Origin of the sequence: Alkalilimnicola ehrlichii MLHE-1, from assembly GCF_000014785.1 — a bacterium.
GTDB lineage: Bacteria > Pseudomonadota > Gammaproteobacteria > Nitrococcales > Halorhodospiraceae > Alkalilimnicola > Alkalilimnicola ehrlichii.
Genome location: NC_008340.1, coordinates 1,675,287 through 1,691,946 on the forward strand (window position 1 = coordinate 1,675,287; position 16,660 = coordinate 1,691,946).

Consider the following 16,660-nt stretch of genomic DNA (forward strand, 5'->3'; position numbering starts at 1 on the left):
CGCCGCTCACCCGCACTTGGACTCGCCGCAGTTCAGGCAGGTGAGGCAGCCGTCCATCTGCACCATCGCCTTGGTGTTGCACTTGATGCACAACTCAGCGTTCTCCGGAAAGCCGCCGCGCTCGCCGTCACCATCGTTGGCCGGGGCGCCACCGCCCTCCACTTCGGCACGCTTCTGCTCGATAAAGCGCTTCTGGTGCTCGTCCAGCTCCTCGCTCTCGAGCATGCCGATGGACTTGAGGTGGGTCTCGATGACGTCCCCGATCTCCGCCACCAGCGAAGGCATGAACCGGCCCCCGCGTTTGAAGTAACCGCCGCGCGGATCAAACACCGAACGCAGCTCCTCGGCCAGGAAGGTGCAGTCGCCCCCCTTGCGGAACACCGCGGAGATAATACGGGTCAGCGCCACGATCCACTGGAAGTGGTCCATGTTCTTCGAGTTGATGAAGATCTCGAAGGGCCGGCGCACCTCGTGCTCGGTGCCCGGGTTGAGGACCACGTCGTTGATGGTGACATAGAGCGCGTGCTCCGAGAGCGGGGTCTTGATCTTATAGGTCTGCCCCTCCAGCGCCTCCGGGCGCTGGATGCGTTCGTGCATGTGCTCGATGTCGACCTTGTTCCCGCTCTCGGCCGGCTTTTCGTCCTCCGGCTTGACCACGCCGTAGTCGACGATCTTGGATTGGATCTTCTTCACCATGGGTCTCTCCCGCCCCGGCGGGGCTGTTGTCTGCCCGTCGGGGTTGTTCAGAACTTACCGTAGTAGCCTTCCTTGAGGGCGTCATAGAGGTTGGCGGCGGTGTGGGTCTCGCCGTCGTACTCCACCTCCTCGTCGCCCCGCAACTCCACCTCGGTGCCGTCTGCCAGCTTGAACTTGTAGAAGGTATTGGTCAGGTCCTTCTCGGTGACCAGCACCCCTTGGAACGCCTCGGGGTTGAAGCGGAAGGTGGTGCAGCCCTTCAGCCCCTGCTGATAGGCATAGCGGTAGATGTCCTTGAAGTCCTCATAGGGGTAGTCCGTGGGCACGTTGGCGGTCTTGGAGATGGAGGAGTCCACCCACTTCTGGGCCGCCGCCTGGATGTCCACGTGCTGCTTCGGGGTCACCGAGTCGGCGGTGATGAAGTAGTCCGGGAGGTTGCGCGTCTCCGGGTCGGTGGACGGGACCGCCTCCGGGTCAATGAAGTGGCGGTAGGCCAGCAGCTCGAAGGAGAAGACATCGACCTTCTCCTTGGACTTGCGCCCCTCGCGGATCACGTTGCGAAAGTAATGATGCGCAAAGCTCGGCTCAATGCCGTTGCTGGCGTTGTTGGCCAGCGACAGTGAGATCGTGCCGGTGGGCGCGATCGAGGTGTGGTGGGAGAAGCGCGCGCCCTTCTCGGCGATGGCCTCCACCAGCTCGGCGTCCACCTCGGCCACCCGCTGCATGTAGTGGCTGTACCTGGCCAGCAGCACCCGGCCCTTCACCTTGTCGCCCACCTTGTAGCCGTCCACGGCCATCTCCGGGCGCTTGGCCAGCATGGCCTCGTCCACGGTGTAGGTCTCGTCCATGATCGGCGCCGGGCCCTTTTCCTCGGCCAGTTCCACACCGGTGCGCCAGCCGGCCAGGGCCATCTCGCGGGAGACCTTCTCGGTGAAGGCCAGCGATTCGGCCTCACCATACTTCATGCGCAGCATGGTCAGGGTGGAGCCCAACCCGAGAAAGCCCATGCCATGGCGGCGCTTGCGCTCGATCTCCCGGCGCTGCTCATCCAACGGCAGGCCGTTGATCTCTACCACGTTGTCCAGCATGCGGGTGAAGACCGAGACCACCTCGGCATACTCCTGCCAGTCGAAGCGCGCTTTCTCGGTGAAGGGATCGCGCACGAACTTGGTCAGGTTAACCGAGCCCAAAAGGCAGGCGCCGTAGGGGGGTAAAGGTTGCTCCCCGCAGTTGTGGGCATGAAGGCCATTGGCATCGAAGGTGTTGATACCGGGTACCTGGACGTCGTAGACCTCCTCGGTGCCGGCGGCCTCCACCGCCACCACGCGGGCCACAAACCGCTCGCGATTGAGGGTGCGCTGGTAACGGTCCAGCAGCGCCTCGAGGCGTGCCTGCTTGTCACTATTGGCAAAGCCGATGAGGTCGCGGAACCGCGCAAGGTTCTCACCACTGATCACCAGCTCGTGCTGAGCACGGGTGGCGTACTCAGCGCTCCCGCCGTTGCCGTCGGGCAACACGGTGTTGCCGGCCGGACGACGATCACGGTAGAGGGTGGAGGCGATACCCAGGCGCAGCAGCATGCGCTGCGCCGCCTCCAGATTGTCGCTGTCGGACTGGGCCAGGCGCACCGACACGCCCTTGCGCTGGCTGCCCTGGACGGAGCCGTCGGCGTCGTACAGGCCGCGCAGGAAACCCTTGTAGAAGTCGCTGGAACCCTGCTCCACACCATCGGTGATCCGCTTGCTGCCTGGCCGTATGCCCAGCTCAAGGGCGAGATCGCGGATCGCGGAGGTGGCCAGGCGGTACTCGCCACGGCCCGGGACCTCACACCAGCCGGTGAAATCGGCCCGGTGCGGCAGCGAGCGGGCGGCCTCGAGGCCCTCGGCCATCACCTCCTCGACGCCGCCCGGCAGTCCGGCCGGCACCCCGTTGGCCGCAGCCGCGGTGCGCCAGACCGACAGCACGGCCTTATCCGATTTGAGGGTGCCGTCACCCAGCAGCAGCCCCATCAGGTAGCCTTCATTCCGGCCATGGCGGCCGGCCCACTCGGCGTTGGTGCGGTGGTCGTTGAGCAGGACGCGATCACCGGCCTGGAGCTGCCCCGCTTCGCACCATTCGGTCTCAGTGCGGTAACGGGTAAAGGCACTGACCCGGCGTACACGGTGGTCGGCGGTGAGCTTGAGCCGATAGCCCTCGGCCGTACGCAGCTCGACTACCTCTTTGGTCGCCGTCCGGAAGAACCCTTCGTCACCACTGGGGTGGTCCGTGCCGTCGACCCGGGCAGAAAAGCGCCGACCGACCAGCGCGGCCACCCGCCGCGGCCCGTCGGCGGTCTGCACCCAGGTGTCGGCGGTGACGCACGGGTTGGTGGCGCGGATGTCCTCGCAGAACCAGTTGTTGTTCATCTCGTTGACCCGGTCGATCAGGATGAACCCCGGCTCCGCGAAGTCGTAGGTGGAGGTCATGATCATGTCCCACAGCCGCCGGGCCTTGACGGTGCGGTAGATGCGGCAGGCCACCAGCCCCTGCTCGTCGCTGATATAGGGCTCGGTGGTCGGCCACTCGCGCCAGATGACCTGCTCGCTGTCGGTGAGGTCGATGTTGTCCGTCTCCGCCTCGTGCTTGGTGAGGGGGAAGGCCAGCGGCCACTGGGCATCATCCTCCACCGCCTGCATGAACTCCTCGGTGATCAGCAGGCTGAGGTTGAACTGGCGCAGCCGGCCGTCCTCGCGCTTGGCGCGGATGAAGTCGAGCACGTCCGGGTGGCCCACATCGAAGGTGGCCATCTGCGCCCCGCGGCGGCCGCCGGCGGAGGAGACGGTGAAGCACATGCGGTCGTAGATGTCCATGAAGGACAGCGATCCGGAGGTGTAGGCGCCGGCCCCGGAGACATAGGCGCCGCGCGGGCGCAGGGTGGAGAACTCGTAGCCGATACCGCAGCCGGCCTTCAGGGTCAGGCCCGCCTCGTGCACCTTCTGCAAGATGTCGTCCATGGAGTCCTGGATGGTGCCGGAGACCGTGCAGTTGATGGTGGAGGTGGCGGGCTTGTGCGCCCAGGCACCGGCGTTGGAGGTAATGCGCCCGGCGGGAATGGCGCCGCGGCGCAGGGCCCAGAGGAAGCGCTCGTACCAGTGCTCACGCAGCTTCTTGGTCTTTTCCACCTCGGCCAGGGCACGCGCCACGCGCTGCCAGGTGTGATCGACGGTCTCGTCGATCACCTGGCCGTCCTTGGACTTGAGGCGGTATTTCTTATCCCAGATGTCCGCGGACGCGCTCTGTAACGGAATGTCGGCCGTGGCATTCGGCAGGGCGCGCACCTTGGCTGCTGTGGTCATGTACCGAGTCCTCCTGCTTGGTCTCTTTACCTTATATTCGACAGTCGGGCGCGCGAGGGTACGCCATCACCTCGCCCGGACGCCCCGGACCTGCCAGGTCGGGATGGCCGCCTGTCGAAAACGAATCTGTAGTGCCGTCAACGGGTTGCCCCAGTTATCCACAACATCTCCACCGCTAATCCACCGCAGACACCAGATGTTGTGGTTGATGGGGAGCATCGTAGACTACTGGTTGGGGTGTCGCAAGGCTTGACGGGCCAACCGACCTGTGCCCCGCAGGTCGCCCAACCGCAACATGTAGGGGCGGCACAGCGCGCCATCGCCGCCCGCCCGGGCCGTTTCGCCGCGCCGGGACCGGGGCGCGGTCGGCTGGCAACGACCGATCGCTCAGGTATCATGCCGGGCCTGAATCAGGCTCAGCGCAAGAGGGAACCGCAAGCACCCATGACCGATATCCCCCATCAGATTGCCGAAGAACTCGGCGTCCAGCCGCGCCAGGTGGAGGCCAGTGTGGCGCTCCTGGATGGCGGCGCCACGGTCCCGTTCATCGCCCGCTACCGCAAGGAGGCCACCGGCGGCCTGGACGACAGCCAGTTGCGCCGCCTGGAGGAGCGGTTGACCTACCTGCGCGAGCTGGCGAGCCGGCGGGAGACCGTCCTCAAGACCATCCGGGACCAGGGCAAGCTTACCCCGCAACTGGAGACGGACATCCGCGCCGCCGACAGCAAGACCCGGCTGGAGGACCTCTACCGCCCCTATCAGCCCAAGCGTCGCACCAAGGCCCAGATCGCCCGGGAGCTCGGCCTGGAGCCGCTGGCCGACAGCCTGCTGGAGGACCCCTCGCAGGCGCCGGAGGCGCTGGCCGCGGACTATCTGGTGCCCGCGGGCCCGGACGGCAAAGGCGGCGTCCCCGATGCCCAGGCGGCACTGGACGGCGCCCGTCAGATCCTGATGGAGCGCTTCGCCGAGGATGCCGAGCTGGTCGGCCGGCTGCGCGAGTGGGCCTGGGGCAACGCCCGGCTGCGCAGCCGGGTTATCGAGGGCAAGGAGCGGGAGGGCGCCAAGTTCCGTGACTACTTCGAGCACGAGGAGCCGCTGGCCCGCATCCCCTCCCACCGTGCGCTGGCCCTGTTCCGCGGCCAGAGCGAGGATATCCTGCAATTGAGCCTGATCTGGGAAGGGGAGGACGGCGAGAGCCCCACCGCGGAGGGCATGATCGCGCGCCGCTTCGGTATCCGTCATGGGGACCGTCCCGCCGACGACTGGCTGGCCCGCACCGTGCGCATGAGCTGGCGCGTCAAGCTGTCGCTGCAGCTGGAACTGGCCCTGAAGCGCCGGCTGCGCGAGGCCGCCGAGGAGGAGGCCATCCGCGTCTTCGGGCGTAACCTCAACGACCTGCTGCTGGCCGCCCCGGCCGGTGCGGTCGCCACCATGGGGCTGGACCCGGGCATCCGCACCGGGGTCAAGGTGGCCGTGGTCGACGGCACCGGCAAGGTGGTAGACACCGCGACGGTGCACCCCTTCCCCCCGCGCAATGACCGCAACGGTGCCCTGGCCACCCTCGCCGGGCTGGCCAAGCGGCACGCCGTCCGCCTGGTGGCCATTGGCAATGGCACCCATTCGCGCGAGACCGATGCCCTGGTGGCGGAACTGATGCAGGCCATGCCGGAACTCCCACTCACCCGGGTCACCGTCTCCGAGGCCGGGGCCTCGGTCTACTCGGCGTCTGAGTACGCCAGCCGTGAACTGCCGGAACTGGACGTGGCCCTGCGCGGGGCGGTCTCCATCGCCCGGCGCCTGCAGGACCCGCTGGCCGAGCTGGTGAAGATCGAGCCCAAGGCCATCGGCGTCGGCCAGTACCAGCACGATGTCAGCCAGGTGAAGCTGGCGCGCACCCTGGACAACGTGGTGGAGGACTGCGTGAACGCCGTGGGCGTGGACGTGAACACCGCCTCCGCCCCGCTGCTCGCCCGGGTCGCCGGCCTCACCCCCGCGCTGGCCGAGAACGTGGTCAGCCACCGCGACCGGCACGGGCCCTTTCCCGACCGGAAGACCCTGCTCGAGGTGCAGCGCCTGGGCCCCAAGGCCTACGAGCAGTGCGCCGGTTTCCTTCGGATCCGCGGTGGCCGCAATCCCCTGGATGCCAGCGCCGTCCACCCGGAGGCCTATCCGGTGGTCGAGCGGATCCTCAAGGACAGCGGCAAGTCCATTGACCAGCTCATCGGCGACAGCCCATTCCTGCAGCGGCTCGAACCGGCCCGCTACACCGATGACCAGTTCGGCGAGCCGACGGTGCGCGACATCCTCGCCGAGTTGGACAAACCCGGTCGTGACCCGCGCCCGGAGTTTCGCACCGCCCGCTTCCGCGAGGGGGTGAACACCCTGCAGGACCTGGCGCCGGGCATGGTGCTGGAGGGAACGGTCACCAACGTGACCAACTTCGGCGCCTTCGTCGATATCGGTGTCCACCAGGACGGTCTGGTGCACATCTCGGCGCTGGCCGAGCGCTTCGTGCGCGACCCGCACGAGGTGGTCAAGGCCGGCGACATCGTCAAGGTGAAGGTCATGGAGGTGGACCTCGAGCGCAAGCGCATCGGCCTGTCCATGCGCCTGGATGACGAACCCGGAGAGGGCCGGTCGCGCCGCGGCAGCAAGCCGGCCGATGGCGCCGCGGCCCGGCGGGGTAAGGGCGGCAAGGACAACCGGCCCCAGGGGGGGCGCGGCGCCCGTCGCGAGGAGAAGCCCATGGGTGCCATGGCCGAGGCACTGGCGGCCCTGAAAAAGGGGCAATGAGCGACGCCGGTACGCCACTGCCCATCGACGCCCTGCGCGCGGATTTCGCGCAGGCCCTGGCCGCGGGCCACGTGGTGGTTACGGCCGCCACCGGGTCGGGGAAATCGACCCGGCTGCCGGTCTGGGCCCGGGAGCATGGCCGGGTACTGGTGGTCGAGCCGCGGCGGCTCGCCGCCACCAGCCTGGCCCGCTTTGTCGCCCGCACCCTGGACACCCGTCTCGGCGGCGGCGTCGGCTACGCCATCCGCCTGGATGCCCGCCACGGTCCCGATACCGAGGTGGTGTTTGCAACCCCGGGGATTGCCTTGCGCTGGTATGGCGAAGACCGGCTGCGCGGCTTTACCACGGTGGTGCTGGATGAGTTTCACGAGCGGCGCTGGGATACCGACCTGCTGCTGGCGCTGCTCCAGGCCGGGGCGAGCCACCGCCTGGTGGTCACCTCGGCCACCATCGCCGGCGCCCGGCTGGCGCAACATCTAAGCGCACGGCACCTCAGCTCCGAGGGCCGCAGCCATCCGGTGGACATCGAATACCGGGCCCCGCAGCCCCGCGCCATGCCGGAGACCCGGGACCTGGCGCGGCGGGTCGCCGGGGCCGTGCAGAGCACCCTGCAGGCCCAATCCGGCGATTGCCTGGTGTTCTTGCCCGGCAAGGGCGAGATCCAGGCCTGTTACCAGGCCCTAAAGGGGATCGGGGCCACGGTGCTGCGGCTGCACGCCAGCGCACCGGCGGCGGATCAGGCGGCCGCGCTGGCAGCGCCGGCGCCCGATGCCCCGCCCCGGGTCATCCTCTCCACCAACGTGGCGGAGACCTCGCTGACCGTCCCCGGGATCACCGCGGTGATCGACAGCGGGCTGGAGCGGCGCACCCACCGTCGTAACGGACGCACCGTGCTCAGCCTGCAGCCCATCGCCCGCGCCAGCGCCGATCAACGGGCCGGCCGCGCCGGGCGCCTGCAACCGGGCCGCTGCCTGCGCCTCTGGGGCCATCAGGCACCGCTGGCCGCGGTCACCCCGCCCGAGATCCAACGCGAGGACCTCAGCGATCTGGTCCTTGCGGCCGCCTGCGCCGGGGCCCGGGCCGAGGCCCTGCCCTTCCCCGAGCCCCTGCCCGCACCGGCGTTGGAGCAGGCCGTGGCCGGCCTGAGGGCGCTGGGCGCCCTGGACCCGCAGGGCCGGGCCACCGAGCGGGGGCATCGGCTCTTTCAGCTCCCGGTGGACACCGAACTGGCGCACCTGGCGGTGGCCATGCCGGATACGGAGAGCGCCGGTTTCATGGCCGATCTGGCCGCCGCGCTCAGCACCGGGCGCCGCTGGGTTCAGCCGCCAGCCGACCCGGCGGACGAGGACGCGCTGGCCCGTGCCCTGCCCCGGCGCTGTGACGCCACCCTGCTGGTCGCGGCGTTGCGCCTCGACAAACTGCCGGGGGTGCGGGTGGACCGCGCCAGCCGCAAGGAGGCCCGGCGTCTGGCCGACCAACTCCGGGGGCTGATGAACCTGCCCGCGCGGCCGGTAGCCCTGGAGGGGGACCCGACCGCGGCCTTTGCCGCAGCCGTCCGGGCCCTGCCCCGGCGCACCTACGTCCGGCGGGAGCGGCGCCGCCAGGCCATGGGCAACGGCGGTGATGAATTGTTGATCAGCGACCAATCGCGACTGGACCCCGAGGCCGAGGCGGCCCTCTGCCTGGATGAGCACAGCGTTCCGGGCCGGGGCACCCGCCAGACGGTGACCCTGGGAACCTGTCTCGCACCGGTCCCGCTGCAGGCCCTCCTCGACGCCGGGCTGGCGGAGGCCACCCTGCAGGCCCCCCGGCTGGAGGAGGGCCGGCTGCTGGCCCGGCGCAGTTGGCGGTACGCCGGCCGCACCCTCCACAGCGAGGACGTGGTGCCGGAGGGCGCCCCGGCACGGGAGGCCATGGCCGAACTGATCCTGGCCGACCGGCTGTTGCGACCAGCCGGCGCACGACTACGTGACGACCTCGCCGCCTGGGCGCTGTACGTGGCGCTGGGCCAGGGTCAGGGCACGGTGCCCTCCCCCCGGCCGTGGCTGGTGGAGCAGCTGACCGAGCTAGGGGTGGAGAACCAGGAGGATCTGCAACTGATCGAGCCTGAGGACCTCGCGTTCGAGGGCGTGCCGGAATGGGAGCGGGCGCGCTTCGATGAGCACTACCCGCGCCGGATCCAGCTACCGGACCTGCTGCTCCAGGTGCACTACGACGTGCGGCGCCGAGTCATCACTGTGGAGAAGGTCCGCGGCAGCCGCAAACGGGACCCGCAGCGCTGGGAGCTGCCGGCCTGGCCGGGGTGGCGGATCAAGTACCAACGCGCCAGCCGGGTGGTGGAGGTGCGGTGAGCCCGACATTGCCCGCAAACCCGCGACCCGAGCCACCCGCTCAGCGGTATAGGCCGATCAGGCCGCGGGCCACCGTGGCGATCTCCTGTCGCAGCCGTTGCGGGCGCAGGACCTCCACCTTGTCCCCGAAACCGAGCAACCACCAGCGCAACTGGTGGGTGTCCTCCACCTCGGCACGCACCCGTACCCAGCCGGAATCGCCCTGCTCCCGCTCCAACTGCTGGTCCGGAGCCAGGGGCGTCTCCTGCAGGTGGTAGCCGGCATCCGGGGCGAAGCGGGCCTCCAATTCGATGGCGCACGCGCCGGCGCGATAGTCGAACCCACCCTTGCGGATCCAGTCATCCAGGTCGAACCCCTCCGGCGTTCGCGCCGGCGCATCCAGGAGCCTGGCCGCCTGAAAGCGGTGCAGGGCCAGCGGCAGGACGTCCGGGTAATCCCACAGCGACGCCACCAGGTAGGCCACCGCATCGCGGAAGGCCAGCCCCAGCGGGTTGACCCGGTACTGGCGCGGACCGCCGCTGCGGGGCACATAGGTGGCCTCCAAGCACCGGCCCTCGAGCAGCCCGTGATAGAGCACCTCCACCACGGCGGGCTGAACCTCCGGCGGGTGCAGGGGCTGATACCGCGGCAGGATGCGGATGCGCTCACGCCACTGCGCCAATCGCCCCCCCGCCGTGCTCAACGCCCGCCTTGCCTGGAGGAAGTGGGGCTCCAGATGCTTGACCACCCCTTTCGGCAGCATGTCGCCCAGGTGCTCCTCGACCAGACAGAAGGTCAGCGCGGTCGGTGGGTCCATGTGTGGCAGTTCAATCAGGGCCCCATCGCCTTTCCAGGACCATCCATGGGGTAGTTCCCGCTCATCGCAGATCAGCGGGAACATCGCCGAGAGCCGCTGCAGATCCCGCTGCACCGTCCGGTGGGTGACCGAGAAGCCCAGCTCTGCCAGCCGATTCCGGATCTGGGTGCTGGAGACCTTGCGGGGCTCCCGGGGGATCAGCCGGAGGGTCTGCAGGTGGCGAATGCTGGTTTCCGACATCCATCGTCCTCCATCGCGCTACGCAGGCGCTGCCGGTTCCACTTATTTCCATACGTGACGCCATGCCTTTCTTATAAAATGCCACACCCCCATAAAAACGCCTACATGCGACAAATGGTGTCGGTTCGCACCGAGCCCCGCCGTCGGGCGCGCGAGGCACGGGGAAAATGCGCGGCAGTGGCATTCAGCTAAGGTATAGTCAGTCGTCGGTGTCATGGCGCACGCACTCAGCCCATGCACCAGCCATCCGCGAAGGTGTCCCGAAGGAGGCCCCATGGAAAAGAACCCCGACAAAGGTTTTGTAGCCCTGCTGGGCTGGAGCCTGAACGCCGTTGAAGCCGCTGAGAACTTCGACCGGCGCTACGTGGTGGTGGCCCCGGACTGGGCCGAGGATTACTGTCAACAGCACAATATCCCCTATGTGCCCTGGAACTTCGAGCGCCTCAACGACCGCTCAATGGAGATCGCCCAAACCCTCAAGGACATGGGCGTGGATGTCGCCATCCCGCTGTTCGAAGAGACCGTGGAGTGGGCGGGGGCCATCAATGCGGTGTTGTTGGACAGCCCCAAGCTGCTGGGTCAATCGATGCTGCTGCGCGACAAGTCGCTGATGAAACGCCGCGCGCAGCTCGGCGGTATCCGGGTGGGCATCTTCGAGGAGGCCCATGACAAGGATGACGTCATCCGTTTTCTCAAGCGGGTCAACCAGACGCTGCTAAAGCTGGACGGCGATCCCAACGACCCCATCCACTTCAAGGCGTTCGACAAGGCCGGCTGCCTCGGCCATCGGGTCATCCGCACCCCGGATGACGTCGATACCATCCCCGAGGAGGAGTTTCCGGCGCTGATGGAGTCCCATCTGGACGGCTGGGAGTTCGCCGTGGAGGCGTGGGTCCAGAACGGCAAAATCCGCTTCATGAATATCTCCGAGTACGTCACCCTGGGCTACTCGGTGTTCGTGCCCGCCTCGCCGGAACTCGAGGCCCACCGGCCCGCCATCCGAAGGGAGCTGGAAAAGCTCATCAAGGCCTTCGACATCGAATTTGGCTTCGTCCACCCGGAGTACTTCGTCACCAACGACAACGAGATGTATTTTGGCGAAGTGGCCTACCGGCCGCCGGGCTTCAAGGTCTTCGAGCTGCTGGAGCGGGTCTACGGCTTCAACGCCTACCAGGGGCTGATCCTCTGCTTCGACCCCAAGACCACCGAGGAGGAGATCACGGCCTTCTTCCCGCGCGAGGTGGTGGATGCGGATGGGCATGCCGGCTGTTTCGGCGTCTATCCGCGGCGCCGTGTGGTCAGCCGCCTGGAGATCCCGGAGGAGACCGAGAATCACCCCTACTTTGAGTCCCACGAGCTAACCCCGCCACTGGAGGAGACGGTGACCAAGCGCACCGCCTTCGGTACCCACTGGGGCCTGATTTACTTCCGCGGCGAGGACCCCCACGTGCTTCGGGATCTGCTGAAACACCAGGAGGATCTGGACTTCTACGTCTAGCGTTGCATTATGGAGCCAAACGACGCGGTCAGGGAGTCAGCGTGAGCGATCAGGATCATCCCGGGGTGCCACCGGAGGACAGGCTCCGTCCATTGCTGAAGCAACTGGACGCGGCCATCCATGCCTTGGCGCAGTCCCCCACCTTCACCAAGGCCACCCGGCTGCCCCGGGTGCTGGACATCGCCCGCCGGGTGATGCTCCAGCCCGGGGGCTGCACGGCCGTCGAGGAGCGGGCCGCGGCGTTGGAAGAGGCCGGGGTCTTCGCCGGCTCGGACTGGGCCACCCCGGAGATCCTGGTGCCGACCCTGTCCACCCACGCCTTGGGCAGCCCCGATGCCAACACGGTCGTGGTGGAGGCCCTCAGCCAGTTGCGGATGCTCGCCGTGGCCACCGGCGGCTACACCCACCCAACCCTGTCGTCAGAGCAGGCCCACCACTTTCTGACCCAGGTCCTGGCCCTGAACCTCAACTACCTCTTCCTGGCCCCCAGCGAGGCGGAGCGGACCGCCCAGGGGCGCCTGGCGCAACTGCCAAGGGCGCTGTTCATGCACCTGGCAGAGCGCATCGGCTACGAGCACGTGATCGACCGGCTGATCGATGAGATCTGGCGCATCCTTCAGCAGCGTCCGATCCAGACCGAGGCGGTCAAGCGGATGGTCACCCAGATCGCCATCTGCCGCGCCAATCCGGCGATCGACCTGGGGGCCAGCGGCCACGGCGCGGAGCGGCTGGTCAGCAGCCTGTTCGGCCCTACCCAGGGGTGCCGGGAGGACCCCGGCGTGGCGGTCTATGAGCAGCGGCTGGCGAGTATGGACGGCGGCGCCCTGCAATCGGAGGCGATCGGTTTCGCCCGCGCCATGCACGACACCGGCCTGGTCTCCCCCTACCACCCGGTACTGCTCCGCTTCCTGCTCGGCCACGGTGATCACTTGGTGGCCGAGGCCATGGGGCTGTCCGCCACCGGGCGCGACTGTTTGCTCTGCTACTCCGACCTGGTCCGGGCACTGATCAATGAAGCGGTCCACCCAGACACCGCTCAGGCGATATACGGCCTCGCCCTGCTGCTGGAGCGAGGCAGCCTGTACCAGCCGCCGGTGGCCCCCGCCCTGTGGCGTCAGCTGGCGCTGCCGCTGTCCGAATGGGCGCGAGAGCGGCTGCACGCGGCCACCGGCGCGACGGTCCATCCGGAGGCGCGGTTGCTGGAGGGGGTCCTCTGCCTGCTCGGGCAACCGCTGGGGGTGGGTCAGGGCAACAACCCCACCTGCCAGTCGGCGCGGGCCCTCTCCATGTGGGCCTACAACGACCCGGACTACCTGCTGCAGATGGTGGCCTGGGCGGCGCGCGATGACGAGATCATCATGCACTTCGAGGGCCAGCCCATATCATCGCGGGAGAGCGTTTCCGGTGTGGCCGATGAACTGCCCATGGACCTGGACCCGGTCTCGTTGCTGGTGGTCCCCCACCTAGACCGAATCTACGCCGAAATGGGACGCCGCTGTGCCAACCGCCAGGGCGATCCCCACCGCTGGGTCAACCCGGAGTTCCACGGCTGGTGGGCAGGACGGGGTTTCCGCATCAACGTCGACGTGGACAGCGGCCGGCTTACCGGCCTGGAGGACTTTCTCCGCCACTTCTACGCCTGCTACCACCCCTATTACAACGGCAATCAGCCCATTATTCATCCGCAGCCCGCGGGCGTGGCGGTCACCGACAGTGCCGCCCGGTTCATCGGCTGGCACGCCATCACCCTGCTCCGCGTGGCCCTCGACCCTTCCAACGTCATGCGGGTCTATTTCTACAATCCCAACAACGACAGCGGCCAGGACTGGGGGGATGGGGTGACGGTGAGCACCGCCGGTAACGGGGAGTACTACGGCGAGGCCTCCCTGCCCTTTCCGCAATTTGCCTCACGGCTCTACATCTTTCACTACGATCCGCTCGAGCGCGGCGAGCTGGCACGAATCAGCCAGGCGGAATTGGACGAGGTCGTCGGCCACATCCAGCGCAGCTGGGGGGCGGACCGCCTGCCGGAGATCGGCGACGGCGCCTGGACCCAGCAGCGGTAGTCAGCCCCCCTCCCCATTGGGGCGGGCGAAGACCAGCACGCCGGACTGGCTGGACTGCAGGATACCGCCAAAGGGCAGCGGCTGCTCCGCACCCGCCTCGAGGTAGGGACGCAGGGGCTCGAACGGAGCGTCCCGCTTTAGCAGATAGGCCTCGCACTGGTGGCCGAAGGGGAAGTCCTGCTCGGAGAAGCAATACCAGAAATAACGGGGCCCCCAGGGGGTGTCCAGCCGGGCCTCGTACACCCGGTGGTACATCCGCTCCTCGTACTTCCAGTCCCGTGCATTCACACTCCGAAACGCCAGTGTCACTGCGTCCTGTCCCGCCCCGACGGTATAGCTGTGCGGGTTATCTCTCCACATTGGTGCACTCCGGTCGTTGGTCGACAATGGCAGCAGACATTACCGTACTGGACCGCCCGATACCATTACCAATAAGCCACTATGCCGTTCGGCGTGGTCCGCACGCCCCGGCACGGAGCCGGCCACTGCCCATCCACTTGCAAGCCCCCGAAAAACTGCCAGCATAGATTGTGTACCCCCACCCGCAGCGGAGTACCCCATGAGCGAGCGCAACGAGTATCTCGAGAAGATCAAGGCAAAGATCGACGAATGGAACGCGGACATCGAAAAGCTGCAGGCCAAGGCCCGCCAGGCGGAGGCCGAGGCACGGATCCGCTACCGCGACCAGATCGAAGAACTGCGACGCCAGCGCAATCGCGCCGAGGAAAACCTCAAGGAGGCGCGGGGGGCCAGCGAGGAGGCGTTCCGCGAGATGCGCACGCGCTTGGAAGGGGCCTGGGATGACATCTCTAAGGCCTTCCGCAAGGCCGTCGATCGGTTCAAGTGAGCGCCGCTGGCGGATCAACCCGCACCCCTTCCCGCCAGGGCTGAAGGCGGCCGTCGAAAGACAAAAAAAAGCCAGGTCATAGGACCTGGCTTTTTTGAATCAGATTGGCGCGCCCGGGAAGATTCGAACTCCCAACCTCCTGATCCGTAGTCAGGTGCTCTATCCAGTTGAGCTACGGGCGCCGAAAGAGCGCTTATTATGCCTAGCGCCGCAGGCCTCGTCAATGCCTGGCGGAGAGAGAGGGATTCGAACCCTCGATGGGCGTTTAAGCCCATACTCCCTTAGCAGGGGAGCGCCTTCAGCCACTCGGCCATCTCTCCGGTATTCAACGTTGGGCGGCCGCTTAGCCGCCGCAACGGGTGCATACGATACGCGAAAGCGCGTTACAGGTAAAGGCCAATACCGGGTGCTACTCGGAATTGCCCTTGTCTTCCGGACCACCCTCTTTTTCGTGGCGGATACGGTCGTAAATCTCTTCACGATGCACGGACACATCACGCGGCGCATTCACGCCAATACGCACCTGGTTGCCCTTGACACCGAGCACGGTCACGCTGACGTCGTCTCCGATCATCAGCGTCTCACCAACGCGCCGAGTGAGAATCAACATGTGCTTACCCTCGTAGCCATTCAACCCATTCTTGGGTGGTTGGGCGGGGCTGCCCGGTCACCGCCGCGCCCCACCCCTTCTGCTGTCATGCCCGGACACGACCCAGGGTCAATTGTCCGGGCACTCACACCCTGTGAGTCCGTGGAATCCTTAAAGTTCAGGCGTTGTCGCCTTCCACTTCCACCTGGGCGTTCTCATCGTCGAGGCCGAAGGCGGTGTGCAGCGTGCGCACGCCCAGCTCGAGATACTTCTCGTCCACCACCACCGAGATCTTGATCTCGGATGTGGAGATCATCTGGATGTTGATGCCCTCGGCCGACAGTGCCTTGAACATGGTGCTGGCCACCCCGGCGTGGGACCGCATGCCCACACCCACCAGTGAGAGCTTGACGATCTTCGGATCGCCGTAGATCTCCCGGGCACCCAGCTTGTCCTTGTTGTCCTGCAGGATCTTCAGCGCCTGCTCGTAATCCCGCTTGTGGACGGTAAAGGTAAAGTCCGTCGCCCCGGAGGTGCTGACGTTCTGAATGATCATGTCCACCTCGATCCCCGCGTCGGAGATCGGGCCCAGGATGCTGGCGGCGATCCCGGGGACGTCCGGCGCGCCGAGCACGGTGAGCTTCGCCTCGTCACGATTGAAGGCAATGCCGGAGATCAGTGGTTCTTCCATTGGATTTTCCTCATAGGTGATCAGCGTGCCAGGGCCTTCCTTGAAACTGGAAAGCACGCGCAGCGGCACCTTGTATTTCCCCGCAAACTCGACCGACCGGATCTGCAGGACCTTGGAGCCCAGGCTGGCCAGTTCCAGCATCTCCTCCACGGTGATCCGCTCCAGCCGGCGTGCCTTGGGCACCACCCGGGGGTCGGTGGTGTAGACCCCGTCCACGTCAGTGTAGATCTGGCACTCGTCGGCCTTCAGCGCCGCCGCGATGGCCACCGCAGTGGTATCGGACCCGCCCCGGCCGAGGGTGGTGATAGCGCCCGACTCGTCCACACCCTGGAAACCCGCCACGACCACCACGCGACCAAGACGCAGGTCGTCGTTGATCTGCTTGGCGTCGATGTCCAGGATCCGGGCGCGGCTGTGGGCGCTGTCGGTGAGGATGCGCACCTGCGGGCCGGTGTAGCAGCGGGCCGGCGTGCCGATGCTCTCCAAGGCCATTGTAAGCAGCGCGATGGTGACCTGTTCCCCCGTGGAGACCAGCACATCCACCTCGCGAGCGGGCGGATTGGGCCCGATTTCCTCGGCCAGCGCCAGCAGGCGGTTGGTCTCGCCGCTCATGGCGGAGACCACCACGACGACATCGTCCCCGCGCTCGCGACTGGCCTGGACCCGCCGGGCCACATTCTTGATTCTTTCGGTGGTGCCCACAGAGGTCCCACCGTATTTCTGTACGATCAGTGCCATATTCTCTGAATTCGCAAAAG

11 protein-coding genes and 2 tRNA genes are annotated in these 16,660 nt (G+C 67.1%); 5 read left to right on the forward strand and 8 right to left on the reverse strand.

Features of this window, described 5'->3' with window-relative positions; genetic code table 11:
* Nucleotides 1-6 precede the first annotated feature (6 nt).
* Entirely contained in the window at nucleotides 7-696 is a 690-nt protein-coding gene (locus MLG_RS07500) for a TSCPD domain-containing protein (protein ID WP_011629214.1), read from the reverse strand.
* A 47-nt stretch (nucleotides 697-743) separates the two neighbouring features.
* Nucleotides 744-4,031: an intein-containing adenosylcobalamin-dependent ribonucleoside-diphosphate reductase gene (locus tag MLG_RS07505; RefSeq protein WP_011629215.1), complete on the reverse strand. Its 3,288-nt coding sequence runs from the start codon at nucleotides 4,029-4,031 to the stop codon at nucleotides 744-746.
* A gap of 444 nt (nucleotides 4,032-4,475) precedes the next feature.
* On the opposite strand from MLG_RS07505, the gene MLG_RS07510 reads away from it, so the two are divergent.
* On the forward strand, nucleotides 4,476-6,824 hold the full coding sequence (locus MLG_RS07510) for a Tex family protein (protein WP_011629216.1): 2,349 nt from the start codon (nucleotides 4,476-4,478) through the stop codon (nucleotides 6,822-6,824).
* A complete protein-coding gene (locus MLG_RS07515; protein WP_011629217.1) occupies nucleotides 6,821-9,175 on the forward strand; it encodes a helicase-related protein in 2,355 nt (784 codons plus the stop codon). Before MLG_RS07510 ends, MLG_RS07515 begins: the two co-directional genes overlap by 4 nt.
* 40 nt (nucleotides 9,176-9,215) lie before the next feature.
* On the opposite strand, the gene MLG_RS07520 is transcribed toward MLG_RS07515, so the two are convergent.
* Complete coding sequence (locus MLG_RS07520; protein WP_011629218.1) at nucleotides 9,216-10,211, reverse strand: helix-turn-helix transcriptional regulator; 996 nt, start codon at nucleotides 10,209-10,211, stop codon at nucleotides 9,216-9,218.
* 274 nt (nucleotides 10,212-10,485) lie between these two features.
* Between MLG_RS07520 and MLG_RS07525 the strand changes: the two genes are divergently transcribed.
* Both MLG_RS07525 and MLG_RS07530 read left to right on the forward strand, forming a co-directional pair.
* Nucleotides 10,486-11,709, forward strand: coding sequence for an ATP-grasp domain-containing protein (locus tag MLG_RS07525; RefSeq protein WP_011629219.1), 1,224 nt, complete (start codon nucleotides 10,486-10,488; stop codon nucleotides 11,707-11,709).
* 41 nt (nucleotides 11,710-11,750) lie between these two features.
* Nucleotides 11,751-13,775 carry a hypothetical protein gene (locus tag MLG_RS07530; protein WP_011629220.1) on the forward strand — a complete coding sequence of 675 codons (2,025 nt, stop codon included), beginning with the start codon at nucleotides 11,751-11,753 and terminating at the stop codon, nucleotides 13,773-13,775.
* Here the strand turns inward: MLG_RS07530 and MLG_RS07535 are convergent, their stop codons facing one another.
* Complete coding sequence (locus tag MLG_RS07535) at nucleotides 13,776-14,135, reverse strand: hypothetical protein (protein WP_011629221.1); 360 nt, start codon at nucleotides 14,133-14,135, stop codon at nucleotides 13,776-13,778.
* 199 nt (nucleotides 14,136-14,334) lie between these two features.
* Between MLG_RS07535 and MLG_RS07540 the strand changes: the two genes are divergently transcribed.
* Nucleotides 14,335-14,622 carry a sll1863 family stress response protein gene (locus MLG_RS07540; protein ID WP_011629222.1) on the forward strand — a complete coding sequence of 96 codons (288 nt, stop codon included), beginning with the start codon at nucleotides 14,335-14,337 and terminating at the stop codon, nucleotides 14,620-14,622.
* 105 nt (nucleotides 14,623-14,727) lie between these two features.
* On the opposite strand, the gene MLG_RS07545 is transcribed toward MLG_RS07540, so the two are convergent.
* From MLG_RS07545 to MLG_RS07560, 4 genes are all read right to left on the reverse strand, one after another.
* A tRNA-Arg gene (locus MLG_RS07545) sits at nucleotides 14,728-14,804 on the reverse strand.
* A gap of 46 nt (nucleotides 14,805-14,850) precedes the next feature.
* Nucleotides 14,851-14,942, reverse strand: a tRNA-Ser gene (locus MLG_RS07550).
* Between the two features lie 89 nt (nucleotides 14,943-15,031).
* A complete protein-coding gene (csrA, locus tag MLG_RS07555) occupies nucleotides 15,032-15,232 on the reverse strand; it encodes a carbon storage regulator CsrA (RefSeq protein WP_011629223.1) in 201 nt (66 codons plus the stop codon).
* A 157-nt stretch (nucleotides 15,233-15,389) separates the two neighbouring features.
* A complete protein-coding gene (locus MLG_RS07560; RefSeq protein WP_011629224.1) occupies nucleotides 15,390-16,640 on the reverse strand; it encodes an aspartate kinase in 1,251 nt (416 codons plus the stop codon).
* Between the last annotated feature and the right edge of the window lie 20 nt (nucleotides 16,641-16,660).

Excerpts from the sequence above, each read along its gene's own strand:
- MLG_RS07500 (WP_011629214.1), bottom strand. The coding sequence starts at position 696 with ATGGTGAAGAAGATCCAATCCAAGATCGTCGACTACGGCGTGGTCAAG.
- MLG_RS07505 (WP_011629215.1), bottom strand. The coding sequence starts at position 4,031 with ATGACCACAGCAGCCAAGGTGCGCGCCCTGCCGAATGCCACGGCCGAC.
- MLG_RS07510 (WP_011629216.1), top strand. The coding sequence starts at position 4,476 with ATGACCGATATCCCCCATCAGATTGCCGAAGAACTCGGCGTCCAGCCG.
- MLG_RS07515 (WP_011629217.1), top strand. The coding sequence starts at position 6,821 with ATGAGCGACGCCGGTACGCCACTGCCCATCGACGCCCTGCGCGCGGAT.
- MLG_RS07520 (WP_011629218.1), bottom strand. The coding sequence starts at position 10,211 with ATGTCGGAAACCAGCATTCGCCACCTGCAGACCCTCCGGCTGATCCCC.
- MLG_RS07525 (WP_011629219.1), top strand. The coding sequence starts at position 10,486 with ATGGAAAAGAACCCCGACAAAGGTTTTGTAGCCCTGCTGGGCTGGAGC.
- MLG_RS07535 (WP_011629221.1), bottom strand. The coding sequence starts at position 14,135 with ATGTGGAGAGATAACCCGCACAGCTATACCGTCGGGGCGGGACAGGAC.
- MLG_RS07540 (WP_011629222.1), top strand. The coding sequence starts at position 14,335 with ATGAGCGAGCGCAACGAGTATCTCGAGAAGATCAAGGCAAAGATCGAC.
- csrA (WP_011629223.1), bottom strand. The coding sequence starts at position 15,232 with ATGTTGATTCTCACTCGGCGCGTTGGTGAGACGCTGATGATCGGAGAC.
- MLG_RS07560 (WP_011629224.1), bottom strand. The coding sequence starts at position 16,640 with ATGGCACTGATCGTACAGAAATACGGTGGGACCTCTGTGGGCACCACC.